The following is a 26,277-nucleotide window of genomic DNA, read 5'->3' as shown; positions in this document are numbered from 1 at the left end:
GCATCAGCACCGGTGACTGCGTCGGACACCTTATCGTTACCCAATGATCTCCTATCCAATGCGTGGAGAGTCAACCGGTTGCGTGCCGCGCGGTAGCCAGACAGAGCCACCAATCATCGAGGACAGACCACCGTGGTTGTGCACCGCATCGGAGCGGATGACCAAGTAGACGTGAATGATGGCGAAGAGCCAAATCAGGTACATGATGATTGTGTGAATCAGGCGGAAGTAGCCGATGCCAATCCAGTGCGTCGGCATAGCCAGCAGCTGGAAGAACCAGTTGGACTGATCCATCATCGCGTATAGCGACAAACCTGTGAGCATCTGAATGAAACACATCGCATAAATGCCGGTGTACGCCAGCTGCTGCAGCGGATTGTGTGCGAAGTAGAACGGCCCTTCCTTGCGCAGGAAGAGGTAGTACTGCATCGTGTGCCAGAGGTCTTTAACATCCTGCTTGTTATAAATCGGCCATAGCGCACGCCATCGTGTTTGTCGGTCGTGGGTAACAAACAGCAGAATGACACGCCACAGCCCCACCGCGATCCATAGGAATCCGGCTAAGAAGTGCGCGAAACGGACATATCCCATCGCGAAGCCCGCGGCCGAGCCGTCATAGGTGCGCTCGGTCAAATAGGGCTGCATGATGTACCAGCCGGTAAAGGTCATCACCAACATCAGCGCCAGGTTCAACCAATGCTGAACGCGCAGCGCCCATCCCCACAGGTGAACCTCGACCCACGAACCGGAACCCTTTTTGTTTTCCGCAATGGCCTCGTCGAGTTTCCGCAGCCCCATTGCCACGAATCCTTCGAAGATGAACTCTCCGATGATATTTCCGTCTTTGTCAATGGGCGCAAGCGCGACGCCCATACTGCGGTGCCCGCGACCATGGTGCATGTTCGCGTTACGACGAAGTAGAACGCCTTCCTCACGGGACATCGTGGATGCCTCAACGACCGCATTCAATTCACCGCGCATGATGGCGACATCGACCGTTTGATCCGCAATGTTGAGGCCGTGCACCTTGGCGATGGAGTAACGGCGGTCAGGTGTTGCCGGGTCGTAGGAATCCGGGGTCAGTTTCATCAGTGGCGTGCCGTCGAGATGGAAAAGATCGTCACGACGACGACGCAAACTGACCTTCAGCGCAAGGTCGACAGGATCGCGGGAGTCGTCCGGGACAATTGCTGCGGCCTGAATGACCTCGGATGGCGACAACCAGTGGCTGGTGTGTGCGTCAATAACCGCAATAACCAGGGGGTTGCCCTTGGAATCTTTTAGTCGCAGTTCCGGATTTTCACTCACTGGGGGTGTCATGCCGTCGTCACCTTAAACATTTCCTGACCAGCCGGATCCAAAATGTGGACTGCGCAGGCCATACATGGATCGAAGGAATGAATCGTGCGAAGTGGTTCAAGCGGCTGCTCGGGATCAACCAGCGGATGTGTGCCATCGCCAGCCAGCGCGTGCTCGTATGGGCCAAGCTGCCCCTTCGGGTCACGGCCACCGGCCAGCCACGTGGTGGGAACCACGGCTTGGTAGTTGGTCACCTTGCCATTTTCAATTTTGACCCAGTGGCTGAGCATGCCACGAGCGACCTCGAGGAAGCCCACGCCCTGGCACTTTTCCGGCCACGTGGTCGGCTCCCAACGGCTGTTGTCGAAGACATCGATGTCGCCGTTCTTCAGGGCCTCAACGAACTCCGGGAAAATGTGATCTGCCAAGTAATTGGCGGTGGTCACAGACTCCACAGCACGTGCGTAGGTGCGTCCCGCAGTGGAGTTCATCTGTTCAATGCGCAGGTCGAGCTTATCCATGACCTCGTCGACCAGGCGCATTGTCTCCGGCTCCTTCTGCAGGTATGCCAACAGCACACGAGCAACCGGGCCAACTTGAACAGCGCGACCGTCGTAACGCGGCGCCTTCGACCAGGTGTACTTTTCATTGTCCGACAACCACTCGTACGGCGGCTTCGGGCCGGTGTAGTTCACAGTTGTTTCGCCGTCGTACGGCTTGAGGCCGACATCATCGCCGGCTTCCTGCGTATACCAGGCGGAGTTGATGAATTCCTCGATCTTTTCCGGCTGGAATGGGTGGAGCTTGGTGTAGTCACCGTCGAGAATGACACCGGGCTTGATGTTTGGATGCACGGTCTGGACACGGGACTTAGCCGGGTCGCCGGAGTAAGTGGCGCCGGCCATGCCTACCGCCAGGAAGCTGTCAGAGGAGCGACCGATGTCGAAGTAGTCCTTGTAAACGCTCATGATGGCGACTGCATCTGGGTAGAAGCAGTCATTGACGAACTCCACGATCTCGTCGATCCAGGACTTGATCTGATCAATGCCGACTTGGTTGACCGTCTCAGAGCGTTCCGGGTCGATGGAGCACGCCATGCCTCCGACCAGGAAGTTCGGGTGTGGATTCTTACCGCCGAAGACGGTGTTAATGCGGATGATAGAGCGCTGGAAAGCCAAGGCGTCGAGGTAGTGCGACACTGCCATCAGGTTGGCCTCGGGCGGCAAGCGGTAGTCCTCATGTCCCCAGTAGCCGCCGGTGAAGATGGACAGCTGGCCGGAGTCCACAATGCCCTGCACGGTCTCCTTAACCCGGGCGAAGGTTTCTTCGTTATTGCCCTTCCACGTCGAGCCGATCGACTGCGCGAACTCAACGGTCTTCTTCGGATCTGCCTCGAGAGCCTTCGTGACATCAATCCAGTCCAGACCGTGAAGATGGTAGAAGTGGACGACGTGGTCGTGAATCTCCTGCGAGCCAATCACCAGGTCGCGAATACGACGTGCCTGCGGGGGCGGTGTCGAGCCAATGGCATCTTCGACAGCGGCAATGGACGCCACCGAGTGAGTACCAGTGCACACACCACAAATACGACCAACGAATGCCCAGACATCGCGAGGATCGCGGTTTTTCACAATGGTTTCGATACCGCGGAACTGAGTAGTCTCACTCCACGCGGTTTTGATCTGGTCTCCCTCGCGCTCCAGCTCAATGCGAAGGTGTCCCTCGATTCGGGTAATCGGGTCGATTACAACTTTTTCCGTAGCCATGTCCTATGCCCCCTTAGTTGTCCTTCGAATCGGATGCTGTCTCGCTCTGCGTGCCTGGTGAGTTTGAAGGAAGGTCGACCATCGGTGGCTTCCGGCCTTCCACACCACCAAACGCAGCCAACACCTTTTCTTCGCCGTTGGAGCGCCTTATCTTCAGTTCCTTCACCAATGTGAGTCCGCCATGGACCGCGGCACCTGCGGCAGTGGCAGCCAGCAGTCCAACGCCGACCTTGTTCACGCTGGACTCCACTCCAATACCCGGGATTCCTGGCAGCTTGTCGTAGAACGGAGTGAACTGGTCGAAGAAGTCCTTCTCAGTACAGCCAATACATGGGTGACCAGCACCAATTGGCCAACCGGACTTAAGGTTCCACTGCACGATTGGGCATGGGCTAAACGTGGATGGCCCCTTACAGCCGACCTCGTAAAGGCACCAGCCGTTTCGCGCGCCTTCGTCGTCGAAGGTTTTCACGAACTGACCGGCATCGTAATGCGCGCGACGCGGGCAGGAGTCGTGAATACGCTGGTCATAGGCAAACTTTGGCCGCCCCTCAGCGTCGACCTCCGGTGTCTTGCCATAAGTGAGTACGTACGTCAGGGTGGCCGTAATCACCTCACCAATCGGCGGACAACCAGAGACGTTAATCACCGGTTTGTCCTTGATGATCTCATCGACGCCCTTAGCGCCGGTCGGATTCGGCTTAGCCGCCTGGACAGAACCCCAGACTGCGCAGGCACCAACGGCCAGGATTGCCGTGGCCTTCTCAGCAGCCTCGAGCAGCACCTGTTCTGCCGACTTACCGCCAATGGTGCAGTACGCACCGTTCTCGCCGGTCGGAATCGAGCCATTGACCACCAGAATGTGATCCTCGGCATTCATGTCGTCCAAAGCCTTTTCAGCCGCATGCCCGGACGGTGCCATGAGCAGCTCGTTGTAGTCCATCGAAACCAGGTTCAGCACCACATCTTCAGCAGTGGTGCCTCCGGAACGCAATACGGATTCCATACATCCGGTACATTCCTGCAACTGCAGCCAAGCCACCTTCGGCTTCTTTACAGCCGAGAGCTTATCTGCGATTTCCTCCGCTGAGGGAGTCAGTGACTGCGCCGCAGCCTCACCGACATTCGGAGTTCCGGCGGCAAAAATTGCCGCCATAGTGCCACAAAACTTCATGAAACTGCGCCGTGAGACACCAGCTCTAGCGAGGTTTTCGCCGAGGGTCCCTTCCTGCCAATTCGCGCCACTAATCATTTTTTCGCTGCGCCTTCTGCTTAGTTATTAGGAATATTGGTTTCGAGGTTTTACAACTACCCAGGCCCATTGCCTATACATGGCCAAGTATAGCGACCTAAGAACAACCTGAATAATGGCGCTGCGCTGCGGTTATAACAAAATAATATGCAAGATAAATGTTGCGTAAATATAGCTCCAGGTACAGGTAATGAACGTGAAAAACCGCCGCAGATTACAGCGGGATATCACCTATCCCCCACTAAGGTGGAGCGAAGCGAGCGGGCAGCGGGGCCGTCGTCAAGCATGCCGTGCTGCCCCCCCCATTGCTTCACGACGGCCCCCGGCGCGCGCTTAATCAACCAGCGCAGGGTTGACCCAACGGAGCCATTCGTCGATGCCCTCCCCGGTCTTAGCGGACACCTCAATCACCTTCACGCCTGGATTGACCTTTTCCAGGTTGGCGCGGAAGAGCTCCATGTCGAAGTCAAGGTACGGGGCAAGGTCCATCTTGTTGATAACCACCACCTGTACAGAGCGGAACATCACCGGGTACTTGACCGGCTTATCCTCCCCCTCGGTGATGGAGTAGACCATTGCCTTGCGAGTCTCACCGACCTCAAACTCAGCCGGACAGACAAGGTTTCCCACATTTTCAATCATGACCAGGTCAAGCGTGGACAGATCCAGCCCCTCGAGCGCGCGGGAGACCATCGGGGCGTCCAAGTGGCATTCACCACCGAATCCGTTGCCCGTGTTCAGCAGCGAAATCTGTGCCCCGTAGCCCTCCAAGCGGTCGGCATCGAGAGCCGTCTCAATATCGCCCTCGATAATGCCGACGCGCAGCTTTCCCTGCGCAGCCGCCAGTGTCTTCTCCAACAGCGCAGTCTTGCCTGAGCCCGGGGAGCTCATCAGGTTGATGGCTTCCACGCCATGTTCAGCAAGCAGCTCGCGATTATGCTCCGCGCGGTGGTCGTTTTCGCTGAAGATGTCCTCGAGGATGGTCACGCGTTCCACGCCGGTTTCATAACCCGAGTGGTCGCCGTGGCTAGTGTCATCGGGGTCAGCGAGGTGAACGTGGTCATGGCCGTGATGGTGGTCATGGTCGTGGTCATGATGATGGTGGTGATGGTGGTGTGCGTCATCGCCGTCATGCCGGTGGAAACGTCCCATGATAAAACCGTCTTTCCTACTTGTGCGTGTCGACGTCGATGTCGACGATTGTGAACTCTTCCCCCGAGATTACGCGTCCTGGCTTTCCACACGTGGGGCACAGCAGGCCGTCGAGTGGCCCCACTTGTTCGCGATGTCCGTGCACGCATTCGACAACCGCAGGTACCCAGTCGATCTCCAACTTCGCGTCCCCCAAACCGGTATCGCGACTGACGAAATCCCACGCGTATGAAAGGGTTTCTGGCACAACCTGCCGTAGAGCGCCTATCCGCAGGTGCACAGTGCGTACAGTTCGACCTTCGGCTGCTCTCATGACAACCTTCGCTAACTGCATGCTCAACGCTACTTCGTGCACAATCTCCAAACTAGCAGTGCGAACGGACCCGAGCCGCTTACGTAAAGTTGAATGCATGGAAAAGGCAGGCGCGACCGGGGCGGGGATGGGTACGAGCATTCAACGCATTCGCTGGCGTATCGAAGGTATCGTCCAGGGGGTCGGATTCCGCCCTTTTGTCGCCACCATCGCCCGACGCGCGGGTCTCGTCGGCTTCTGTGGCAACGATGAGCAGGGCGTATTCATCGAGGTAGAAGGCACGTCGGACGCCCTCGCTGCCTTCCGCAGCCAGCTTTTCACCGAACTGCCCGCGCTTGCCCGCATCATCAATCACTCCGCCGAGCACATCGCGACACTGGGCCATGAGCGCGAGTTCACCATCGTGCCCTCTCGCCACAGCTACTCCGGCCGCGCACTGCTTCCGCCCGACACTGCACTGTGCCCGGACTGCCGCCGTGAGTTTTTCGACCCTACCAACCCGCGCTACCTCTACCCTTTCATCTCCTGCACCAACTGCGGACCGCGCCTGTCCATCATCACTGAACTGCCCTACGACCGCCCGCGCACCACTATGGCGGCCTTTCCGATGTGCACCCCGTGCGAGCGCGAGTACACCGACCCCACCGACCGCCGCTATCACGCTCAGCCAATCAGCTGCTTCGACTGTGGCCCGCGTCTGAGCTGGCACGATGCAGGCGGCACCACCACCGCCACCTCCCGCGAGGAGGTTCTCGCGCTCTTTCGTCGCGCACACGCACTGCTTGACGACGGCGCCCTGCTCGCCGTCAAAGGTATTGGTGGTTTTCACCTGGTCTGCGATGCCACCAATGACGCTGCCTGCGAGAAACTACGGATGCGCAAGCGTCGACCCGACAAACCGTTGGCGGTAATGGCCCCCACTGTTGACACCGCTGCCCAACTGGTTGAGTTAACTGAGCAGGAGAAGCGTTTCCTCGACTCCCCTGAGGCACCGATTGTGATTGCACCGAAGCAGCGGTCGGGGCCGCTTTCCAATCTCATCGCACCGGGCCTCGACAGCTTCGGGATTATGCTTCCGTACTCAGGCATTCACCTGCTGCTTTGCGATCGCCCGCTCGTGGTCACCAGCGGCAACCTCAGTGGCGAGCCCGTCTGTACCGACAATGCCGACGCGCTGAAGAAGCTCGGTCACATCGCCGACGCTTTCATCCTCCACGACCGCGAAATCCACGTACCCGTTGAAGATTCGGTTTTCATCGGCACCGCCCCATCGCGCCGGTCCCGCGGCTTCGCTCCCGTCCCCGTTTCAATCACGCCCACCGATTCTCGTAGCCACACTGGCCCTGGCCCTGGCACCAGCGCCCGGAGCACGTCCCAACCCACCATTTTCGCGACCGGCGGAGAGCTGAAGAACACTTTCGCTATCGCGCATGGGGACCTCGCTCACGTCTCCGCGCACATTGGCGACATGGGTTCGTGGGCCAGTCAGAAGGCCTTCCAGAGAGCAGTTGACCAGCTGCTTTCCATGCGTGACGCGACCCCGGAGCTTGTCGTCTGCGATCTGCATCCGGACTACGCCACTACCGCCTTCGCCGAACGCTTCGCCGCCGAGCACGACATCGAGCTGCTCGCGGTTCAACACCACTTCGCCCACGCGCTTTCCCTACTCGCCGAGCACCGTCTCCTTTCCCTGAACGCGGGCCGTGCCGTCGTCGCCACCCTCGACGGCACCGGCTACGGCACTGATGGCACCATCTGGGGCGGCGAGATCCTCACGCTCAGTCGCAGTTCCGCAAACTGGGAACGCACCTGGCACTGCCCCACTTTCCCGTTGGTCGGTGGAGATCGCGCCGTCACGCACCCGTGGCGGCTCGCCCTCGGTCTCGCTCATGCTTGGGGGCTTGACGACGACCACCTCCTGCGCAATCTCTCCAACGAGCGCGAAGTAGCCCTGGTTAAAAGCCAGTTGGCGACGGGAGTTGGCACAGTGCAAACGTCTTCTCTCGGCCGCATATTCGATGCCGCCGCAGCTCTGCTGCTTCCTCGCTGGCGCGGTGGCGGGGCCATCAGCTACGAGGCGCAAGCGGCCATGGAGTTGGAGGCAGCGGCGACTCGCTACGTGAGGTCACATGCGGAAGCGCTTGAAGCGGTCAGTTCAGAGACCAAGCCAGTGCCCTTCCAGGACGCCATTCGGGAGGCGGTAGCATCGCCTGACGTTGAGCAGGCCGCATTTGTATTTCACGGTGGGGTCGCGGGTGTCGTCGCCAAGCGATTGGTGCAGGCTGCGGAGGAAGCCGGCACCGATGTTGTCGGCATCAGCGGGGGTTGCGCGAATAATGCGCTGCTGATGGAGCTGCTGCGGCGTGAGGTGGCAGAGCAGGGATTCACTTTGCTGCAGCACCAGATCGTGCCACCGGGCGATGGCGGCTTGAGTCTTGGCCAGGCAGTGGCCGGGCGCCTGCTGGCGGCAACCGGCACGTGCGTCTAGCAGATGCGCGGCAGCGGGTCGCCGACCAACATGTCCACCATGCGGGTGCCACCGAATCCGGTGACTAGCACCACGGAAGCGGCGGGCTCGTCCTCGATGGAGCCGATATCACGAGCCTCGGAAGCTCCGGCTGCGTGGAGCGCACTGAGCGCTGCCTCGGATTGCTCGGCGGGGACAACGGCGACGAAGGTACCTTCATTGGCAACGTAGAGCGGATCGATGCCGAGCATGTCACAGGCGCCACGGGTCATTTCACGGACTGCAATGGATTCGTCGTCAAGCACGACACCAAGACCGGTGCCGCGGGCGAGCTCGTTGGCGACCGTGCCGAGGCCGCCGCGGGTGGCATCGCGCATCCAGCGAGTGCCGGGGGCAGCTTCAAGTAGTGCCTCGACCAGGCCGTTGACGGCACGGGTATCGGACTCGATAGGCGCGGCCAGAGCCAAGTCGCCGCGGGCGAGCATGACGGCCATGCCGTGATCGGCGATTGGACCGGAGACGAGGATGCGGTCTCCGGCCTCGATGTTTGCGTAGACAGATCCTGCCGTAGCGGCACCTGCATAGTCGCCGCGGACCACGCCCACCCCGGCCGTGGTGATGTAGACCTGGTCGCCTGCGCCCTTCGGCACAACCTTGGTGTCGCCGGCGACGATGCTCACCCCTGCGGCATCGGCAGCGACGCGCATACTCGCCACGATGCGACGGAGAGTCGCGATCTCCAGCCCCTCTTCCAGGATGAACGATGCGGTCAGCGCCAGCGGCCTGGCTCCGGCTACCGCCAGATCGTTGATCGTGCCGTTGACGGCCAAATCGCCGATGTTGCCGCCCGGGAACTCGATGGGATTGACCACGTAGGAGTCAGTGGACATTGCCAAACGCGCCCCGCCATGTGCAGAAGCTGTCGCAGCCTTGACGACGGCATCGGCAGCGAAGAGCCCGGAGTCGCCACCCTGCCCTAAAATTTCATTGCCATAGGCATCGAAAAAGACCTGTTCAACCAGAGCTGCGGATGCCTTTCCGCCGGAGCCGTGTTGCAAGGTGACGTAGTCGTCGAGAAGCCTGAACGGACGTGCCCGAACGCGACCAATATTGGTGTTTACCTTGGCTTCGTTGGTGTTCAGACGATTCTTCGGCTGCATGCTCACTATCCCTAACTTCACAGCTGGTGGCGGACAAAACTGCTTGCGTCACTCGTCCTTCGAAAACGAGGCTCGCTGCCTCTGATGGTAGTCTCGATAAGTATTGCAAACGAGGAGAAGCGTATGTGTCTTGGTGTCCCTGCCGTCATCACAGAAGTCCACGATGCTGCCCGTGCAACAGTGGAAATTGGTGGCGTCGCACGCATGATTTCCACCGATTTACTTGTTGACGAGAACCTCACCGCCGGTGACTGGGTCCTCGTACATGTCGGTTTCGCCATGAGCAAGATCGACGAGGAAGAAGCCAGACTTTCGCTCCAGCAAATCAAACAGCTAGGCGGCGACACTTACGAGGATGAGCTGGAATCCTTCTCATCGTCACAGATCAACTGAGGGGCTGGACGGCACCATGAAATACGTTGACGAATTCCGCGATCCCGCCGCTGCGAAAAAGCTGCTCACACGCATTGAACGCGAGGCCACCAAGCTGGAGAAGCCCATCGCGCTGATGGAAGTCTGTGGCGGGCACACGCACACCATTTACCGCTACGGCTTGGAAAACCTCCTACCCGAAAACATCGAGCTGATCCACGGGCCCGGCTGCCCCGTCTGCGTCATCCCCATGGGTCGCGTCGACGATGCCATTTGGCTGGCACAGCAGGAAGACGTCATTTTCACGACCTTCGGCGACATGATGCGCGTGCCGGGGTCCGAAACGTCGCTGATGCAGGCACGTGCGCGCGGCGCCGATGTGCGCTTTGTCTACTCGCCTCTCGACGCGCTGAAGATCGCCACCGATAACCCCGATAAGCAGGTCGTTTTCTTCGCTGTCGGGTTTGAGACCACCGCCCCGTCGACAGCCGTGACCGTTGAGGCCGCGTGCCGGCAGGGAGTGGAAAACTTCTCCGTATTTTCCAACCACGTACTCATCGAGCCGCCACTGCGCGCCATCGTCAACGGCGGCGAAACCAAGGTCGATGGTTTCATCGGCCCAGGTCACGTGGCTACAACCACAGGCACGGACGCCTTTGAGTTCCTGCCGCGCGAGTTTAATCTGCCAGTGGCGGTCACCGGTTTTGAGCCATTGGATGTGCTCCAGGCCGTCGTCATGCTGCTGGATCAATTCGTCAGCGGCGACGTTTCTGCCGGTAAGTCACGGGTGGACAACCAGTACGCGCGCGTCGTTCGCTCCTCCGGCAACAACACCGCGCAGAAACTTATGGACCGCGTCTTTTCCCTCCGCGACACCTTCGAGTGGCGTGGCCTCGGCTGGATTGAAAACTCCGGCCTCGGCATCTCTGAGGAATACGCGGCATTCGACGCCGAGCGCCGTTTCCAAGTGCCGGGGCGCCGTATTCCAGATCCCGTGACCTGCGAATGCGGCTCTGTGCTCACCGGCCACATCAAGCCCTGGCAGTGCGCGGTCTTCGGCACCGCCTGCACCCCGGCGACCCCCATCGGCACCTGCATGGTCTCCCCCGAAGGCGCTTGTGCGGCGTACTACAACTTCGGCCGCATCGATCGGAAGGTCACCGAGAACCTGGCGAAATCTCGCCGCTAGTTACTCCGTAATTCCCGCTCGCGCGAGCGCTGCCACGGCTTGCTTTACGACGGGCGCGTCAATCATCTCGCCATCGAGCTGGAAGGCGCCAGTGTGCGTACCTGCGTGATCGACAATCTTCCGGGCGCGGGCGAGCGTTGCTTCCGACGGCTTGTATGCCTTGCGCACCGGCGGCACCATCGCCGGATGGATGCAGGCCGTAGCCAGGAAACCACAGCCCACGGCATCGAGAGCCTCTAGGTACTGGCCGCGCTCATCGCGAAAGTCAGTATGAACGGCATCAATGGCGGCAATACCCGCCGCAGCTGCATGCACCTGAACGAGTGCTCGCGCCAGACGCTGCGGATCGCGGTAGTGGCGACGAGGGTTTTCATCCACACTCTGGCGCGAGGACACGCCACCGAGTTCGGCGGTCAGGTCTTCGGCGCCCCAGAACAGACCCACAACGTCCGGGTGGGTGGCAATCTGCTGGATATTAATCATGGCCTGCGGGGTTTCAATCATCGCGATGATCTTCAACCCCTCGAGCTCTGCGGGGATGGAGTCTCGAATCTTGGGCACCATGACGATGTCGTAATCACATGCACGGGCAAAGGCGACATCCTCCGCGAAGGTCGGAGTCCCGGGACCGGTGATCCGAAGAATAGTCGTCTCCGGGTCGAGCGGATTGTTGATGATGTTCGCACGTGCCTGCTCGTGATTGTCAACGGCAGCGCCGTCTTCCAGGTCAATGATGACCATGTCCGATCGTTCAGCAGCTTTCTGGAAACGTTCCGGACGGTCAGCCGGGGCGAAGAGTAGCGCCGGGCCAGAGGGAAGCCAAGGGAAGGTCTGTTCACCATCGAGGGAGCTAAAGCCTGTCATAGCTCCTAACCTAATTGAAAACTCGAATCACCTTCGCGCAGGGGCTCCCCCAGGAGACAACAAAACCCGCGTTGTGGCATCCATAGAGTGGAAACCACAACGCGGGCTTGCTGAGTTTTTCAGCCTTTTGCGATTAGTCGCGGTACAGCAGCAGCGCATCGCCCTGACCGCCGCCACCGCACAGGGACACACCAGCGCGACCCGAACCGCGACGGTTCAGCTCCATCGCAGCGGTCAGAGTCAGGCGGGCACCAGAGCAGCCAATCGGATGGCCGAGGGCAATCGCGCCACCGTGGATGTTGGTCTTCTCCAGCGGGTAGTCCAGCTCACGCAGGGATTTGACGGCCACCGCACCAAATGCCTCGTTGATCTCGATGAAGTCGAGCTCCTGCGCGTCCCACTCAGCGCGACGCAGGGCCTCCTTCAAAGAGTCCGCAGGCTGAGCGTGCAGGGAGTTATCCGGACCTGCGGTCTGGCCAGCCTTGCCCACAACTGCGAGGTAGTCCAGGCCGTGCTTTTCTGCGTAAGCACGCGATGCCAGCACAACTGCTGCGGCACCGTCGGAAATCGGCGAGGAGTTACCGGCAGTGATGGTGCCGTTTTCCTTCAGGAAGACCGGGCGCAGCTTAGCCAGGGTCTCCACCGTGGTCTCCGGGCGAATGCCCTGGTCGGTGTCGACAACTACCGGGTCACCCTTGCGCTGCGGAATCTCGATTGGAGCGATTTCCTGCGCGAAAATACCGTCTTCCTGCGCCTTAGCCGCACGCTGGTGAGAAGCGGCCGCAACCTCGTCCTGCTGCTCGCGGCTAATGCCGAGGTCGCTGTTCGGACCGTCGGTAAGCGTACCCATGGACACACCATCGAAGGAGTCGACCAGACCGTCGCGCTCCAAGGTGTCCTCCAGCTTCAGCGCACCGAAGGACTTGCCCTGACGAACACCGCGTGCAACGTGCGGAGCGTGCGTCATGGACTCCTGACCACCTGCAACAACGACGTCTGCATCACCGAGACGAATCAAGCGAGCGGCGTGAATGACAGCGTTTAGGCCCGAGAGGCAGACCTTGTTAACGATCTCAGCAGTCGTATTCCATGGCAGACCTGCCTTAATGGCGACCTGTCGAGCCGGGTTCTGGCCAGCACCTGCGAGAATCACCTGGCCCAGAACGACGTGCTGAACCTCTTCCGGGGCAACGCCGGAACGCTGGACAGCGTGCTTGACAGCATGTGCGCCGAGTTCGACGGAAGTAAGCGGTGCCAGCTGACCGAGCAGCTTGCCCTGCGGGGTGCGGGCACCAGCGAGGATAACGACATCATTCGGGCTGGGAGCTGGAAGGTTACTCATGGATGGATTCTCCTAAGTCAAAACTGATGAGTGTGGACTGACCATGATTGCTGCGTATTTAATTCTCGAGGTCAACCACGTATGCGGCTTCGGTGTTGGCCTCGATATCTGCCAGCGTCACCCCAGGTGCCAGCCTGCGTAGCACCAGGTGATCATCAGCGACATCGAAGCTTCCCAGGTTGCTAATAATCCTTTTCACTACTTTTGCACCTGTGAGGGGCAGTTCGCAGGCTTTTACCAATTTTGGTTTGCCATCTTTGGAAACATGATCGGTCAAAACCACCACTCGAGGGGTACCGGCGACCAAGTCCATCGCACCGCCCATGCCCTTGACCATCTTTCCCGGAATCATCCAATTGGCCAGGTCACCGCACTGGCTCACCTCCATCGCACCCAACACGGCCATTTTCACGGCACCGCCGCGAATCATGCCGAAACTGGTGGCGGAGTCGAAGATTGCCGCGCCCGGCACCAATGTCACGGTCTGCTTCCCCGCATTGATGAGGTCAGCATCCTCTTCACCTTCATATGGGAAGGCGCCCATTCCCAGAATTCCGTTTTCACTCTGCAGCAGAACGCGCACGCCTTCGGGAATATGGTTTGCCACCAGTGTCGGAATGCCGATACCCAGATTCACATAGTCGCCATCGCGCAGCTCTTCAGCGGCCTGCTGTGCCATCTCGTCACGGCTCCAGCCCTTGTCCATAATTGTCTTCGCAGGTGCCATTTAAATCTCCTCCCCTGCTGCCGCGTCACCGGCATCGTGGCTGGAATCGGTATTGCGTGGCCGAGTTGTGCGCTTTTCAATGAGCTTCTCGCGACCGTCACCGCGGACGATGTGCTGGATATGCACACCCGGAGTCATCACCAGATCTGGGTCGATCTCACCGCGGCCAAGCAAGTGCTCCACCTCTGCAACGGTCACCTTGCCGGATGCTGCGCACAGCGGGTTGAAGTTCTGCGCGGTCCGGCGATATACAAGGTTGCCGTCAATATCGCCGTGGTAGGCGTGCACCAGGCCGATGTCGGCAACGATGCCACGCTCCTGCACGTAGGTCTGTCCGTCGAAGTCGGCGTGGGGCTTGCCCTCTGCAACGAGCGTACCGACGCCGGTTGCGGTGTAGAACGCGGGAATACCTGCGCCACCTGCGCGAAGACGCTCTGCCAGAGTGCCCTGAGGGGTGAACTCCACCTCGATTTCTCCTTCGAGGTACTGGCGAGCAAACTCCTTGTTCTCGCCGACGTAGGAGGCCACTACCTTTGCCACCTGCTTGTTCTCCAGCAGAATGCCGAGCCCAGTGCCGTCAATGCCCATGTTGTTGGACACGATGGTGAGGTCTTTTGCCCCGGAGTCGCGCACGCCCTCGATGAGGGTATACGGAACACCGCATAGGCCGAATCCACCGACTGCCAGGGTCATTCCATCAGTGACGAGGCCTGCGACAAGCTCGCGGCCGGTCTGATTAGTTGTTTTTGACATTGTTCTACACCCAGCCCAGGATTCGCGGAGCCATCTCACGCATCTCGACCTTGCGGACCTTGCCCGACGCGGTCATCGGGAACTCCTCGACGACGTGGACGTAGCGCGGAATCTTGTGACGCGACAGCTTGCCGTGGGCAAAGGCCGCCACATCGTCAGCGGTGAGGTCTTCCACATCGTCGTGCAGAATTACCCACGCCATAATCTCTTCGCCGTACTTGTCATCCGGAACACCGATGACCTGCGCATCGACGACAGCCGGGTGCGTGAACAGGAACTCTTCAATCTCGCGCGGGTAGATGTTCTCACCACCGCGGATGAGCATGTCCTTGATACGCCCGGTGATGGACAGGTAGCCCTCGTCGTCAAGCACACCCAAGTCGCCGGTGTGCATCCAACCGTCGGCATCGATGGCCTCGGAGGTCTTTTCCGGGTGCTCCCAGTACTCCTTCATCACGGAGTATCCACGGACGACGACCTCGCCCTGTTCGCCTCGCGGCAGCGTCTCGCCGGTTTCTTCACAGATGATGCGGGCTTCCAGGTGCGGCATGATCTGCCCGACGGTGTTGACGCGCTTTTCCAGCGGGGAATCAGCGCGGGTCTGGAAGGACACCGGCGAAGTCTCGGTCATGCCGTAACAGATGGCAATCTCACGCATATTGAGCTTGTCCATCACATCACGCATGGTCTTCGACGGGCACGAGGTACCTGCCATCACACCTGTGCGCAGCAGCGACAGGTCGTAAGGGGAGCCGTATTCCTCCTGGTCGTGGGCTTCTTCAAGCTCATTGATGAACATCGTCGGCACGCCGTAGAGGCTAGTGGCCTTAGCCGAGTGCACAGCCTTGAGAGTTTCGCGCGCCTTAAACGACGGCGCTGGAATGACAATGGCGGCACCGTGGGTGAAGGCCGCAAACGTGCCGATCACCATGCCGAAGGTGTGGAAGAACGGCACCGGCACACAGATGCGGTCGGCCTCGGTGTAGCCCAACAGCTCGCCGATGAAGTAACCATTGTTCAGCAGGTTGCGGTGCGTCAGCGTAGCGCCCTTGGGAAAGCCTGTCGTGCCCGAGGTGAACTGGATGTTGATCGGATCATCCGGCTTCAGCTGGGAGGTGTACTCGCTCAGGTCATCGATTTCGCTGTGCATGTGCTCGTACCACTCGGAGGAGCCGAAGTAGATGACCTTGTCCAGGCGCACACCGCGCTGCTTGGAGGCCTCGATCAGCATGGTTCGGTAATCGGAGTCCTTGTAGCGGCGGGCGGCAAACACCATACGCACACCTGCCTTTTCCAACACGTAGTTCAGCTCGTGCTGGCGGTAAGCCGGGTTGATGTTGACCAGCACCAAGCCGATGTGGTGGCAGGCGTACTGCACCACGGTCCACTCCCAGCGGTTGGTGGACCAAATGCCGATACGATCTCCTGGACGGTAGCCCTCACGGATGAAAGCGCTGGCCAGACGCAGAACTCGGTTGTAGAAACGCTCAAAGGTAAAGGAGACATCCGCGTAGACGTCAACGACGGCGTCGCGGGACGGGAATTTCTCCACAATCGCACGCAGGTTCTCACCGAGAGTCTCATCGCGAAGTGGAGCGGCACCTTGCTCGACACCGGCGCCGAACACGTGGCTCATCTTGTTGCCATCAGCATCGACAACATCCTTGCCGTATGGTGCCGGCACAGTGGTGAAGCCCTCCGGCAGCTTCGAAGGATCAGCAGTGCGCTGTTCTGCGTGGTTCTTCAATGTCGCGGTCATGGGGAGATCTCCTTGGTTTAAGTGACTCCGCATAGTGCGGAGTGCGTTAGGGGAAATGTGTTCTTTAGGGGGATAAATCAGTAGTCATTACCGGCTGTGGGACTAACCGGTTACAGCGGCTCGCCGAGCAATGGCTTCTGCTTGGCGGAAGAGCGGCGCATCCACCATCTGGCCGTCAAAGCTGAAGGCACCGGTGTTCTTTTCCGCTTCCGCCAAGAGCCGACGCGCCCAGTCAATCTCCTCGTCGCTAGGGCGATAAGCCTGGCGGATTGTCGGGACCTGACCTGGGTGAATACAGACGGTGGCAGCGTATCCCAACGCAGCGGCATCGGCTGCCTCCGCAGCTAGCCCATCCGTGTCGGAGATATTGACGTAGATGGAATCCAGACTGGCCTTACCGTGCGCCGCTGCCGCCAGGTGAACGTGGCTGCGGGTATGTGCCGCCACACTGCGGTAGCTGCCCGCATGGATACGGCCCGGCGCGAGTGCAGCCTCTGCTTCGCTAAAGCGTGATGACGTTCCCGCCAAGCCCGCCACCAGGTCCTCTGCGCCCCAGAACAGCGCAACGACGCCATCGGCCTGCGCCAGCTCTTCGGCGCGCATGACCCCAAGCGGAGTTTCGATGAGGGCAATGATCTGGGTCTTCTCCCCCAGTGCCGCTACCAACTCATCCACTTGCTGCGCCGAGGAGGCCTTGGGCAGCATCACCTGGCGGAAAGCGGTGCCACGCAGCATGTCAATATCCGCTGCGTAGTCCTCAACCTCCGGTGGATTGACACGCACAATGGTGCGGGCCGGATCGAGGTCACAGGAGACGATAGCCTCGCGGGCAGCCTCACGGTTTTCAGCGCGACAGCCGTCCTCCAGGTCCAGGATCACCATGTCGGCACGGTCAGCAGCTTTAGCGAACCGTTCCGGCCGGTCGGCTGGCGCAAACAGAATTGCAGGGCCCAGCGGCTGCCAGGAGTTATGCGTAGACATGAGCCACTCACTTCCCCGCTGAAGCTGCGTTCTCGGAGCCGTCGTTAAGCGAAGTCGGTGCGCATTGGACGAGCGTGGAACGGACTGCGCGGCAGACGACAGTGCCGTTCTGATTGCGTCCGATGTGCTCGAGCTCGACAATGCCCTGGTTGGGGCGGGACTTGGACAGGCGCTTGTTACGGCAGACGGTCTCTGCGTACAGGGTGTCGCCGTGGAACATCGGTGCGGGAAACGCCACTTCGGTAAAGCCGAGGTTGGCGACGATGGTGCCGAGCGTGAGCTGCCCGACAGACAGCCCGACAACCGTCGACAGCGTCCACATAGAATTGACCAGGCGCTCGCCTCCGAATCCCGGCTGCTGGCTCGACCAGTGCGCATCCAGATGCAGTGGCTGGGTGTTCATGGTCAGCGTCGTGAAGAGGACGTCATCGGTTTCAGTTACGGTTCGCCCCGGACGGTGCAGGTAACGCGCGCCGACCTCGTACTCTTCGAACCACAGTCCGCGCTGGACGACGTCGTGGGTGGCCTCGGTTGCGTTGTTGTCAGACATTTTTAAAGCCCCAATCCACGTGCGATCAGCATGAGCTGCACTTCTGTGGTGCCCTCGCCGATCTCCAGGATCTTGGAGTCGCGGTAGTGGCGTGCCACGCGGTACTCGTTCATGAATCCGTAGCCGCCGAAAATCTGCGTCGCGTCGCGCGCGTTGTCCATCGCAGCCTCCGAGGCAATCATCTTGGCGATGTACGCTTCACGACGGAACTCTGCGCCCGCGGCCATCTTTGCGGCTGCGTCGTACCACGCCATACGTGCGGCATGCGCACGCGCTTCCATTCGTGCGATCTTGAAGGAAACGGCCTGGTACTCACCAATCGCACGGCCCATGGAGTGGCGCTCCTTGGCGTGGCGGACCGACTCATCAACACAACCCTGCGCAGCACCGGTGGCAAGCGCTGCGATTGCGACACGCCCCTCGGCCAAGATGGACAGGAAGTTAGCGAAGCCGCGACCACGGGTGCCCAGCAGGTTCTCCTGCGGGACGCGAACAGCGGTGAAGGTCAGTGGGTGGGTGTCGGAGGCATTCCAACCGACCTTGTCGTAAGCTGGTTCCGCGACAAAGCCCTCCGTGCCACTCGGCACGATGATGGTAGAAATCTCCTTCTTGCCATCTTCCTTCTGGCCGGTGACTGCGGTGACAGTAACCAGCGAAGTAATATCCGTGCCGGAGTTGGTGATGAACTGCTTGGCGCCGTTGATGACGAAATCATCGCCGTCTTCACGGGCTGTGGTGCGGGTGGCGCCGGCGTCGGAACCTGCATCCGGCTCGGTGAGACCAAAGCCAGCGAGCTTCTTACCAGCAGTCAGCTCGGGCAGGTAGGTCTCCTTCTGCTTGTCATTGCCGAAGTGGAAGATTGGCATGGCGCCCAAACCAACGCCGGCTTCCAGGGTGATAGCGACCGACTGATCGACTTTAGCCAGCTCCTCCAGGGCGATACCGAAGGACAGGTAGTCACCGCCCATGCCACCGACTTCCTCAGGGAATGGCAGACCGAACAGGCCCATTTCGCCCATCTGCGAGACAATCTCGTACGGGAAAGTGTGGTTGCGGTCGTGCTCGGCGGAAACCGGGTCGACAACTTCGTTGGCAAATTCGCGAACTACTTTCTGCAGTTCCACGTATTCGTCGTCGAGGATGGCGGTTGCAATCTTGGTGCTTTCGGACATGATGAGTGCTCCTTAAAAGATTTTGTAGGTGTGGGACTTGATTGGCGTTAGACCTGGTTGGTGCGTTTCGTGTGGGTTTTTATTCCTCGGCTTCGGCCACAGTGATGACCGCCAGCTGCTGGTCACCGGTGACCTGATCGCCCGGCGCGACGGTGAAGCTGACCTCACCCGCAATTTCAGCGGTGAGAGTGTGCTCCATCTTCATGGCCTCCATGACCAACAGAGCATCACCAACTTCGACGCGGGTTCCCTCCTCCACCGCCAACGCGATAATCGCGCCGGGCATCGGAGCTTGGATGACTCCCGAGCCTCCGGCATCGGCTTCGGCTCCGGTGGTGACTACCTCGGTGCGAGGCAGCACCCACGTGCCGTGAGCGCCGGCGACGACGTATTCTTCATGGTTCGCAGCCCCCGCATTGTCGATGGTCTCGACCAGGAAGTGCTGTGCGACACCGTCGCGGACGATGCGCAGGTGTTCCCCGTCGCGGTAGACCGAAACCTTGTAGTTTCGCGGTTCTGGAACGTCGATCTCTTCGTTCTCCGCCTCGGCGGACAGGCCCGCGACCACATCACCAACGATGACGTCGGCGCTCGACGGCGTGCCCACAATCGAGATCAGACGCGAGTCCTCCCCCGTTCCGAAGCGGATGCGCTGCGCGGCAGGGGTACTGGCGCGCCAGCCGTCCGGGGTCAGCCACGGCGAGTCGGTGGCCTCTTCAAAGCGAGAAGTCAGCCAGTCCATCGCAGCGGCGAGGTAGACATCGTCCGGTGTTTCGGAGGTGGCGAAGCCTTCCGCCACACGGTCGAGCAGACCGGTATCAAGATCGCCGGCGCGAACTTCGGGGACGTTCAGCAGGTAGCGACAAAAATCGATATTGACTCCGACACCTGCGACAACGGTGTCTCCGAGCGCCCGGTCCAGCCGCTCGAGCGCCTGCTCACGGTTTTCCCCATGGGAGATAATCTTCATCAACATCGGGTCATAGAGGGATGAGACCTCGGAACCGTCGACAATGCCGGAATCCACCCGGATTCCCGTCCCGCTCGGCTCGACGACACGTGTGACCGTGCCACCGGTGGGCAGGAATCCCGCCGCTGGGTCTTCGGCATACACGCGAGCTTCAATCGAGTGACCGGTGAGAGTTACATCTTCCTGAGCAACCGGCAGTGAGCGTCCCGAGGCAATGTCGACCTGCAGCGCCACTAAATCCAGGCCGGTGACCTGCTCAGTTACTGGATGCTCGACCTGCAGGCGCGTGTTCATCTCCATAAAGAAGAACGACGACGGGTCCTTCGCCGGCACAATAAACTCCACCGTGCCCGCGCCGACGTAGCCAACCGAGCGGGCCGCGTCACAGGCCGCTTCACCAATTGCACTGCGCGTTTCCTCATCCAGCAGCGGGCTCGGCGCTTCCTCGATGACCTTCTGATGGCGTCGCTGCAGCGAGCACTCACGCTCGCCTAGGTGGATTACATTGCCGTGCTTATCTGCGAGGATCTGCACCTCGATGTGTCGCGGGGTGTCGACGAAGTGCTCGATGAACAGGGAGTCATCGCCGAAGGCACCCGCCGCTTCACGACGAGCCGTTGCGAGCGCCGCCGGCAAGTCAGCAGCGTCTTCCACGCGGTGCATACCCTTACCGCCACCGCCTGCCGACGGCTTAATCAGTACCGGAAAGCCAATCGATGGGGCTGCCTCAATGAGGTCCTCGTCGCTAAGCCCTGGGCGAGACAGGCCCGGAACTGTGGGAACATCGCGGGCTTCAACGGCAGCGCGGGCGGAGATTTTGTCACCCATGGTGTTAATGGCGCTGGCCGGTGGACCAATGAATTCAATACCGGCTTCCTCACAGGCGGTCGCGAAGTCTGCGTTTTCAGACAGAAAGCCGTAGCCGGGGTGGATTCCGTCTGCGTCGCAGCGGCGAGCAGCGTCGATGATCTTGTCGATAACCAGGTAGGACTCGCGTGCCGGAGATGGGCCAATGTGGATGGCCATATCCGCCATGCGGACATGAGGGGCGTCGGCATCGGCATCCGAGTAGACCGCGACGGAGCGAATTCCGTTGTCACGAAGGGTTCGGATAATGCGGCAGGCAATCTCCCCGCGGTTTGCGACCAATACGGTACTCAGGCTGCCGCCAGCTGCGTGGGGCTGCGTGTTGTGCGCTGTCATGTGCCCTGTGTTTCCTTTCCAGAAAATGCGGTGTCGAGAGTTTTAGCGGGTTGCTACATGCGGAAGACGCCGAAGCCCTGTTCATCCAGGGGTGCGCCACTTGCCACATCGAGGGCCATGCCAAGAATTCGGCGGGTATCTGCGGGGTCGATGACACCGTCATCCCACAGGCGAGCCGACGAGTAATAGCAGTGCGACTGGCGTTCAAACTGGCTGCGAATCGGAGCTTCGAACTCCTCCTGCTCCTCCTGTGACCAGTTCTTGCCTGCACGCTCGATCTGATTGCGACGGACGGTCGACAACGTCATTGCCGCCTGTGGGCCGCCCATGACGGAGATGCGTGCATTCGGCCACATCCACAGGAACCGCGGCGAGTACGCACGGCCGCACATGGAGTAGTTACCTGCACCGAAGGCACCACCGATAACAACGGTGAACTTGGGCACACGGGTGGTGGCGACAGCGTTGACCATCTTGGCCCCGTGCTTTGCGATGCCACCGGCCTCGTATTCGCGACCAACCATGAAACCCGTGGTGTTCTGCAGAAAAACCAGTGGGATGCCGCGTTGGTCACACAGCTCAATGAAGTGCGCACCCTTCTGCGCCGATTCCGCAAAGAGAATGCCGTTATTGGCGATAATGCCGACGCGGTGACCGTGGATACGGGCGAAAGCAGTGACCAGAGTGGTACCGAATTCGGCCTTGAACTCCTGATACTGTCCCCCATCCACGATAATTTCGATGACCTCGTGGACGTCGTAAGGCACTTTGGCATCGACGGGGACGACATCGTAAAGATCGGTCTGGTTGCGAGTCGGCGCGACGGTGGGTTCTGTATCCCACGGAGCTTCCGGATCTTTGGGAAGCGTTGCGACGATATCGCGGACGCGACGCAGTGCGTCGGCATCGTTAACCGCAAGGTGGTCAGTAACTCCAGAGGTCTTGGAGTGCAGTTCGCCACCGCCGAGTTCCTCTGGTGTGACATCTTCACCAGTTGCAGCCTTCACCAGCGGCGGGCCGGCCAGGAAGATAGTGCCCTGATTTTTCACAATGACCGCTTCATCGCTCATTGCCGGAACGTAGGCGCCACCGGCGGTACAGGACCCCATCACGGCGGCAATCTGCGGAATGCCGCGAGCGGAGAGGTTGGCCTGGTTGTAGAAAATGCGACCGAAATGATCGCGATCAGGGAAAACTTCATCCTGGTTGAGAAGCATGGCCCCGCCGGAGTCGACCAAGTAAATGCACGGCAGGTGGTTAAGGCCGGCAATCTCCTGTGCGCGCAGGTGCTTCTTGACAGTCAACGGGTAGTACGTACCGCCGGAAACGGTTGCGTCATTGGCGACAACCAGGCAGCGACGACCTTCGATGATGCCAATGCCGGCGATGACGCCAGCAGCCGGAACCTTGCCTCCATACATTTCGTGGGCCGCTAATGGTGCGACCTCAAGGAAAGGACTGCCGGGATCAAGCAGTTGATTGATGCGCTGACGTGGCAGCAGCTTACCTCGGGAAATATGGCGAGCACGGGCACGTTCGGAACCACCGCGTGCTGTTGTGCTGAGCAGCTCTTTGAGCTCTGCAACGAGTTCTTCGTGGCGCTGTCGGTTGGTCAATGCTGGGGCGTGAGTCATGGGCGAAATACTTTCCGTTAATGACTATTAACTTTCTTGACGGAAAGATTAATGTGACCCCAGTCACCTCACAACAAATTTTGTTTCCTAGACCACGCTTCCACCCCCGAGAGCCTTTTAGACGGCTTGAAGTACGCACACCTCCCCGAGGTCACGACATATTTCCAGCAGAGATGTAAGTTTCTCCTAGAAATCTGTTTCGGGGGTAAATTCACTCGGATAAGACCGCCCGCGCCGCACAATAAAACCGCCTGACCCCCACACTGCTGAGCACAGTGAGGCCAGACGGCAGAAGAATGAATGCGGATTATTGGTTGTTAATGCCCAGCGCAGCGAGGGCCATCTCAAAGGCATTTTCCCTTGTCGCCTCGGGGCCCGCCCATTTGAGCACGTGCCTGGAAGAATTAATCAACCCAGCGGTGAGCTGGACTTTAAGCTGCGCCTCATCGGAGGTCAGTTCGGGCTGCAGTTCACGCAGAGCATCCACCCATAAGACCATGTAAAGACGCTGCAAGGAACGCACTTTTGCGCTCTGCTCTGGCGCCAGATTTCCCCCTTCGCGCTCTTGGACGCGAATGCGATCCGGCTCCGTGACGGCAAAATGCACGTGATGCGAAAGGAGTGCCCGAAGAGTCTCCTCTGGACCCCAATCATTGCTCTTTGCTCGATCGAGAACTGCTCGCGCACCATCGACAAGCCGGATAGAAATATCGATGAGGATCTGCGCCAACAACTCTTCCTTGCCGCTGAAGTAGCGGTAAAGAGCTGGGCCAGAAATGCCGACGGCGGAGCCAACATCCTCCAACCGAGTCTGATGAAACCCCCGGTCGGCCAGGATCGCAGCAGCAGCGGAGAGAATCTCTGCTTCTCGACGCCGTCGCGCTTCGGTTCTACGTGACATAAGCCCTTATGTTAAACGCATTGGAGCCATTTCGTCTGCATAATTCTCACCAGCGCCCGCCCTCAGCGAGTGTTCACATAGACCACGGCTCGACAACAGACACGCATCCTCGGCTCTATCTCCGCTCACTTCCGATTAGAGAAAAACCGCCGAGGTGACAGTTAGCACCTCGGCGGTTAGCCCTTAACCCAATAAGGAATTAGTGGAAGAAGTGGCGAGTACCAGTCATGTACATAGTGACGCCAGCTTCCTTGGCAGCAGCGATGACCTCTTCGTCACGGATAGAGCCACCTGGCTGGACAACTGCCTTCACACCGGCATCAATCAGGACCTGCAGGCCGTCTGCGAACGGGAAGAAGGCATCGGATGCAGCGTAGGCCCCCTGGGTACGGTTTTCTCCGTCGGCAAGCGTATTTGCGCGCTCAACGGCGAGCTTTGCGGAGTCCACACGGTTGACCTGGCCCATGCCGACGCCGACGGTGGCGTTGTTCTTGGACAGCAGAATGGCGTTGGACTTCACAGCGCGGACGGAGCGCCATGCGAATTCGAGCTCAGCCAGCTCTTCGACATTCAATGCCTCGCCGGTGGCCAGCTCCCAGTTCTCCGGCTTATCGCCCTCTGCCTGGTAAGTATCCGGCTCCTGGGTGAGCAGGCCGCCCGAGATGAACTTGTTCTCTGCGGTCGGTGCTTCGTACTCGGCGACAAGAATGCGCAGGTTCTTCTTGGCCTTCAGTACCTCAACGGCACCGTCTTCGTAGGACGGAGCGACGATGACCTCGGTGAAGATGTCCTTGACCTGCTCGGCCATCTCAACGGAGACCTCGCGGTTGACGGCGATGACACCACCGAATGCGGACATCGGGTCACATGCGTGAGCTGCGCGGTGAGCTGCGGCGATGGACTCATCCGAAACTGCGATACCGCACGGGTTAGCGTGCTTGATGATTGCCACACACGGACGCTCATGATCCCAGGCGGCACGCCATGCGGCGTCGGCATCCTGGTAGTTGTTGTACGACATCTCCTTGCCGTTCAGCTGTTTGGCGTTAGCCAGCCCCTTGGTACCAATGCGGGTCAGAGTTGCCGACTGATGAGAGTTCTCGCCGTAGCGGAGCGGAGTCGGGGCGGCCCCCTCAGCGCCACCGAGCTGCTCAACAAACCAGTTGGACACAGCTGCGTCGTAATCGGCGGTGTGCAGGAATGCGTCACGAGCGAACTCACGGCGCTGCTCCAGGGTGAAGCCGCCTTCCTTCACGGCGGTAGCGACATCGCCGTAGCGAGCCGGGTCGACCACGATAGCGACCGACGGGTGGTTCTTCGCCGCAGCGCGAACCATCGACGGGCCTCCGATGTCGATCTGCTCCACGCACTCGTCGTAGGAAGCGCCCGAGGCAACGGTCTCACGGAACGGGTACAGGTTAACGACAACGAGCTGGAAAGCCTCCACGCCGAGCTCCTTCAGCTGAGCCAGGTGGTCTTCCTTGCGAGTATCAGCCAGAATGCCGGCGTGAACACGCGGGTGCAGCGTCTTCACACGGCCCTCGAGACACTCCGGGAAACCAGTGAGATCCTCAACCGGGGTCACCGGCACGCCAGCTGCAGCAATCTTGCCAGCCGTGGAACCGGTGGAAACGATTTCCACGCCAGCCTCGTGCAGGTCACGAGCCAGCTCCTCGAGCCCAGTCTTGTCGTAGACGCTAATCAGAGCGCGCTTGATTGGTTTACGCTGCGTGTTGTCGTTGGTCATTTCAGATAAGCCTTTCGTCCGTCACGCTCAATTCCGTGATCGGCAATCGAGTGCAATACATCAACCAGGAGTCGGCGTTCGACAACCTTGATTCGTTCGTGCAGGGTCTCCACCGTGTCGCCGTCCTCGACGGCCACTGGCTGCTGCGCCAGAATCGGCCCGGTGTCCACTCCATTATCAACGATATGCACGGTCGTGCCGGTGACCTTCACCCCATAGTCAAGTGCATCCGGTACCGCACGCGCCCCTGGGAAGGACGGCAGCAGCGCTGGGTGCGTATTAATGATGCGATTGCTGTAGGCCTCTACAAAGGAAGGCCCCAGAATGCGCATGAAACCCGCCGAGACAACGATATCCGGCGAAAAACTGTTCATGGCCTCTAAAACACGAATATCCCAACCTTCTCGGTCCTTCTTTGCCTCAGCATCGAAAGGCACCTGAAAAGTTGGGATATTGAGGTTTTGAGCCCTCTCCAGCGCCGGACAATCCTTGTCCGAACCAACCGCGACAATCTGAACCTTTTCAGCGTCGAGCAGTTCCAGCATCGACTGCAAAAGGGAGCCCAGGCCAGAGGCCAGGACTACGATGCGGAGCTGCTTGCTGGAGGAATTATTGTGCGAAATTTCTGCGACGGGCTGTGCTTCAGTCACGGCGTTTAGCTTACCCAGCCCGACAGAGACCCCAAATTCCGCTCCCCCTAAGTT

22 protein-coding genes are annotated in these 26,277 nt (G+C 59.8%); 3 read left to right on the top strand and 19 right to left on the bottom strand.

Translation table 11 applies throughout. The features are described 5' to 3' along the window. Nucleotides 1-51 precede the first annotated feature (51 nt). The 5 genes from cybH to CRD20_RS07720 all read right to left on the bottom strand — a co-directional run bounded on the left by cybH (nt 52) and on the right by CRD20_RS07720 (nt 5,782). Nucleotides 52-1,320, bottom strand: a complete 1,269-nt coding sequence (gene cybH / locus CRD20_RS07740; protein ID WP_016422187.1) for a Ni/Fe-hydrogenase, b-type cytochrome subunit — start codon at nt 1,318-1,320, stop codon at nt 52-54. Continuing rightward, a complete protein-coding gene (locus CRD20_RS07735; RefSeq protein WP_070438472.1) occupies nt 1,317-3,065 on the bottom strand; it encodes a nickel-dependent hydrogenase large subunit in 1,749 nt (582 codons plus the stop codon). Before CRD20_RS07735 ends, cybH begins: the two co-directional genes overlap by 4 nt. Before the next feature lie 13 nt (nt 3,066-3,078). Then, complete coding sequence (locus CRD20_RS07730) at nt 3,079-4,317, bottom strand: hydrogenase small subunit (RefSeq protein ID WP_150961147.1); 1,239 nt, start codon at nt 4,315-4,317, stop codon at nt 3,079-3,081. Between the two features lie 333 nt (nt 4,318-4,650). Further along, nucleotides 4,651-5,469, bottom strand: coding sequence for a hydrogenase nickel incorporation protein HypB (gene hypB, locus CRD20_RS07725; RefSeq protein ID WP_049193294.1), 819 nt, complete (start codon nt 5,467-5,469; stop codon nt 4,651-4,653). 16 nt (nt 5,470-5,485) lie between these two features. Next, the gene (locus CRD20_RS07720) at nt 5,486-5,782 is read right to left on the bottom strand and encodes a hydrogenase maturation nickel metallochaperone HypA (protein ID WP_255468780.1); all 297 of its coding nucleotides are present in this window, start codon (nt 5,780-5,782) and stop codon (nt 5,486-5,488) included. 97 nt (nt 5,783-5,879) lie between these two features. Here CRD20_RS07720 and hypF point away from each other — a divergent pair, with 97 nt between their 5' ends. Next, nucleotides 5,880-8,270 carry a carbamoyltransferase HypF gene (gene hypF / locus CRD20_RS07715; protein ID WP_222866249.1) on the top strand — a complete coding sequence of 797 codons (2,391 nt, stop codon included), beginning with the start codon at nt 5,880-5,882 and terminating at the stop codon, nt 8,268-8,270. On the opposite strand, the gene hypE is transcribed toward hypF, so the two are convergent. Continuing rightward, complete coding sequence (hypE, locus tag CRD20_RS07710) at nt 8,267-9,409, bottom strand: hydrogenase expression/formation protein HypE (protein ID WP_187405188.1); 1,143 nt, start codon at nt 9,407-9,409, stop codon at nt 8,267-8,269. The genes hypF and hypE overlap by 4 nt on opposite strands. A gap of 123 nt (nt 9,410-9,532) precedes the next feature. On the opposite strand from hypE, the gene CRD20_RS07705 reads away from it, so the two are divergent. Beyond that, nucleotides 9,533-9,802: a HypC/HybG/HupF family hydrogenase formation chaperone gene (locus CRD20_RS07705; RefSeq protein ID WP_049172773.1), complete on the top strand. Its 270-nt coding sequence runs from the start codon at nt 9,533-9,535 to the stop codon at nt 9,800-9,802. Nucleotides 9,803-9,818: 16 nt separating this feature from the next. After that, entirely contained in the window at nt 9,819-10,970 is a 1,152-nt protein-coding gene (gene hypD / locus CRD20_RS07700) for a hydrogenase formation protein HypD (RefSeq protein WP_101687785.1), read from the top strand. On the opposite strand, the gene CRD20_RS07695 is transcribed toward hypD, so the two are convergent. From CRD20_RS07695 to purN, 13 genes are all read right to left on the bottom strand, one after another. Continuing rightward, entirely contained in the window at nt 10,971-11,834 is an 864-nt protein-coding gene (locus CRD20_RS07695) for a CoA ester lyase (protein WP_101687784.1), read from the bottom strand. 133 nt (nt 11,835-11,967) lie between these two features. After that, on the bottom strand, nt 11,968-13,176 hold the full coding sequence (locus CRD20_RS07690; RefSeq protein ID WP_038627863.1) for an acetyl-CoA C-acetyltransferase: 1,209 nt from the start codon (nt 13,174-13,176) through the stop codon (nt 11,968-11,970). A 58-nt stretch (nt 13,177-13,234) separates the two neighbouring features. Next, nucleotides 13,235-13,903, bottom strand: a complete 669-nt coding sequence (locus CRD20_RS07685; protein ID WP_005509864.1) for a CoA transferase subunit B — start codon at nt 13,901-13,903, stop codon at nt 13,235-13,237. Continuing rightward, nucleotides 13,904-14,656, bottom strand: coding sequence for a CoA transferase subunit A (locus CRD20_RS07680; protein ID WP_101687783.1), 753 nt, complete (start codon nt 14,654-14,656; stop codon nt 13,904-13,906). A 4-nt stretch (nt 14,657-14,660) separates the two neighbouring features. After that, complete coding sequence (locus tag CRD20_RS07675; protein ID WP_101687782.1) at nt 14,661-16,415, bottom strand: AMP-binding protein; 1,755 nt, start codon at nt 16,413-16,415, stop codon at nt 14,661-14,663. Between the two features lie 102 nt (nt 16,416-16,517). Next, nucleotides 16,518-17,396 (bottom strand): CoA ester lyase, encoded by an 879-nt coding sequence (locus tag CRD20_RS07670; protein WP_187405187.1) that lies wholly within the window; start codon nt 17,394-17,396, stop codon nt 16,518-16,520. A gap of 7 nt (nt 17,397-17,403) precedes the next feature. Next, nucleotides 17,404-17,946, bottom strand: a complete 543-nt coding sequence (locus CRD20_RS07665) for a MaoC family dehydratase (RefSeq protein ID WP_187405186.1) — start codon at nt 17,944-17,946, stop codon at nt 17,404-17,406. A gap of 2 nt (nt 17,947-17,948) precedes the next feature. After that, nucleotides 17,949-19,118, bottom strand: coding sequence for an acyl-CoA dehydrogenase family protein (locus tag CRD20_RS07660; RefSeq protein ID WP_187405185.1), 1,170 nt, complete (start codon nt 19,116-19,118; stop codon nt 17,949-17,951). A 79-nt stretch (nt 19,119-19,197) separates the two neighbouring features. Beyond that, nucleotides 19,198-21,291 (bottom strand): biotin carboxylase N-terminal domain-containing protein, encoded by a 2,094-nt coding sequence (locus CRD20_RS07655; protein WP_187405184.1) that lies wholly within the window; start codon nt 21,289-21,291, stop codon nt 19,198-19,200. A gap of 53 nt (nt 21,292-21,344) precedes the next feature. After that, nucleotides 21,345-22,925, bottom strand: coding sequence for a carboxyl transferase domain-containing protein (locus CRD20_RS07650; RefSeq protein ID WP_187405183.1), 1,581 nt, complete (start codon nt 22,923-22,925; stop codon nt 21,345-21,347). Nucleotides 22,926-23,232: 307 nt separating this feature from the next. Then, entirely contained in the window at nt 23,233-23,826 is a 594-nt protein-coding gene (locus tag CRD20_RS07645) for a TetR/AcrR family transcriptional regulator (RefSeq protein ID WP_070642923.1), read from the bottom strand. 199 nt (nt 23,827-24,025) lie between these two features. Next, entirely contained in the window at nt 24,026-25,573 is a 1,548-nt protein-coding gene (purH, locus tag CRD20_RS07640; RefSeq protein WP_070642922.1) for a bifunctional phosphoribosylaminoimidazolecarboxamide formyltransferase/IMP cyclohydrolase, read from the bottom strand. Then, nucleotides 25,570-26,223, bottom strand: a complete 654-nt coding sequence (gene purN, locus CRD20_RS07635) for a phosphoribosylglycinamide formyltransferase (RefSeq protein ID WP_187405182.1) — start codon at nt 26,221-26,223, stop codon at nt 25,570-25,572. The genes purH and purN overlap by 4 nt, the downstream gene beginning before the upstream one ends. Between the last annotated feature and the right edge of the window lie 54 nt (nt 26,224-26,277).

The organism is Corynebacterium sp. LK33, from assembly GCF_014334955.1.
GTDB lineage: Bacteria > Actinomycetota > Actinomycetes > Mycobacteriales > Mycobacteriaceae > Corynebacterium > Corynebacterium jeikeium_D.
This window is presented reverse-complemented; position numbering and strand designations above follow the sequence as displayed.

Bases quoted from the DNA above. Each gene is read 5' to 3' on its own strand.
- cybH (WP_016422187.1), bottom strand. From the start codon at position 1,320: ATGACACCCCCAGTGAGTGAAAATCCGGAACTGCGACTAAAAGATTCC.
- CRD20_RS07735 (WP_070438472.1), bottom strand. From the start codon at position 3,065: ATGGCTACGGAAAAAGTTGTAATCGACCCGATTACCCGAATCGAGGGA.
- CRD20_RS07730 (WP_150961147.1), bottom strand. From the start codon at position 4,317: ATGATTAGTGGCGCGAATTGGCAGGAAGGGACCCTCGGCGAAAACCTC.
- hypB (WP_049193294.1), bottom strand. From the start codon at position 5,469: ATGGGACGTTTCCACCGGCATGACGGCGATGACGCACACCACCATCAC.
- CRD20_RS07720 (WP_255468780.1), bottom strand. From the start codon at position 5,782: ATGAGAGCAGCCGAAGGTCGAACTGTACGCACTGTGCACCTGCGGATA.
- hypF (WP_222866249.1), top strand. From the start codon at position 5,880: ATGGAAAAGGCAGGCGCGACCGGGGCGGGGATGGGTACGAGCATTCAA.
- hypE (WP_187405188.1), bottom strand. From the start codon at position 9,409: ATGCAGCCGAAGAATCGTCTGAACACCAACGAAGCCAAGGTAAACACC.
- CRD20_RS07705 (WP_049172773.1), top strand. From the start codon at position 9,533: ATGTGTCTTGGTGTCCCTGCCGTCATCACAGAAGTCCACGATGCTGCC.
- hypD (WP_101687785.1), top strand. From the start codon at position 9,819: ATGAAATACGTTGACGAATTCCGCGATCCCGCCGCTGCGAAAAAGCTG.
- CRD20_RS07695 (WP_101687784.1), bottom strand. From the start codon at position 11,834: ATGACAGGCTTTAGCTCCCTCGATGGTGAACAGACCTTCCCTTGGCTT.
- CRD20_RS07690 (WP_038627863.1), bottom strand. From the start codon at position 13,176: ATGAGTAACCTTCCAGCTCCCAGCCCGAATGATGTCGTTATCCTCGCT.
- CRD20_RS07685 (WP_005509864.1), bottom strand. From the start codon at position 13,903: ATGGCACCTGCGAAGACAATTATGGACAAGGGCTGGAGCCGTGACGAG.
- CRD20_RS07680 (WP_101687783.1), bottom strand. From the start codon at position 14,656: ATGTCAAAAACAACTAATCAGACCGGCCGCGAGCTTGTCGCAGGCCTC.
- CRD20_RS07675 (WP_101687782.1), bottom strand. From the start codon at position 16,415: ATGACCGCGACATTGAAGAACCACGCAGAACAGCGCACTGCTGATCCT.
- CRD20_RS07670 (WP_187405187.1), bottom strand. From the start codon at position 17,396: ATGTCTACGCATAACTCCTGGCAGCCGCTGGGCCCTGCAATTCTGTTT.
- CRD20_RS07665 (WP_187405186.1), bottom strand. From the start codon at position 17,946: ATGTCTGACAACAACGCAACCGAGGCCACCCACGACGTCGTCCAGCGC.
- CRD20_RS07660 (WP_187405185.1), bottom strand. From the start codon at position 19,118: ATGTCCGAAAGCACCAAGATTGCAACCGCCATCCTCGACGACGAATAC.
- CRD20_RS07655 (WP_187405184.1), bottom strand. From the start codon at position 21,291: ATGACAGCGCACAACACGCAGCCCCACGCAGCTGGCGGCAGCCTGAGT.
- CRD20_RS07650 (WP_187405183.1), bottom strand. From the start codon at position 22,925: ATGACTCACGCCCCAGCATTGACCAACCGACAGCGCCACGAAGAACTC.
- CRD20_RS07645 (WP_070642923.1), bottom strand. From the start codon at position 23,826: ATGTCACGTAGAACCGAAGCGCGACGGCGTCGAGAAGCAGAGATTCTC.
- purH (WP_070642922.1), bottom strand. From the start codon at position 25,573: ATGACCAACGACAACACGCAGCGTAAACCAATCAAGCGCGCTCTGATT.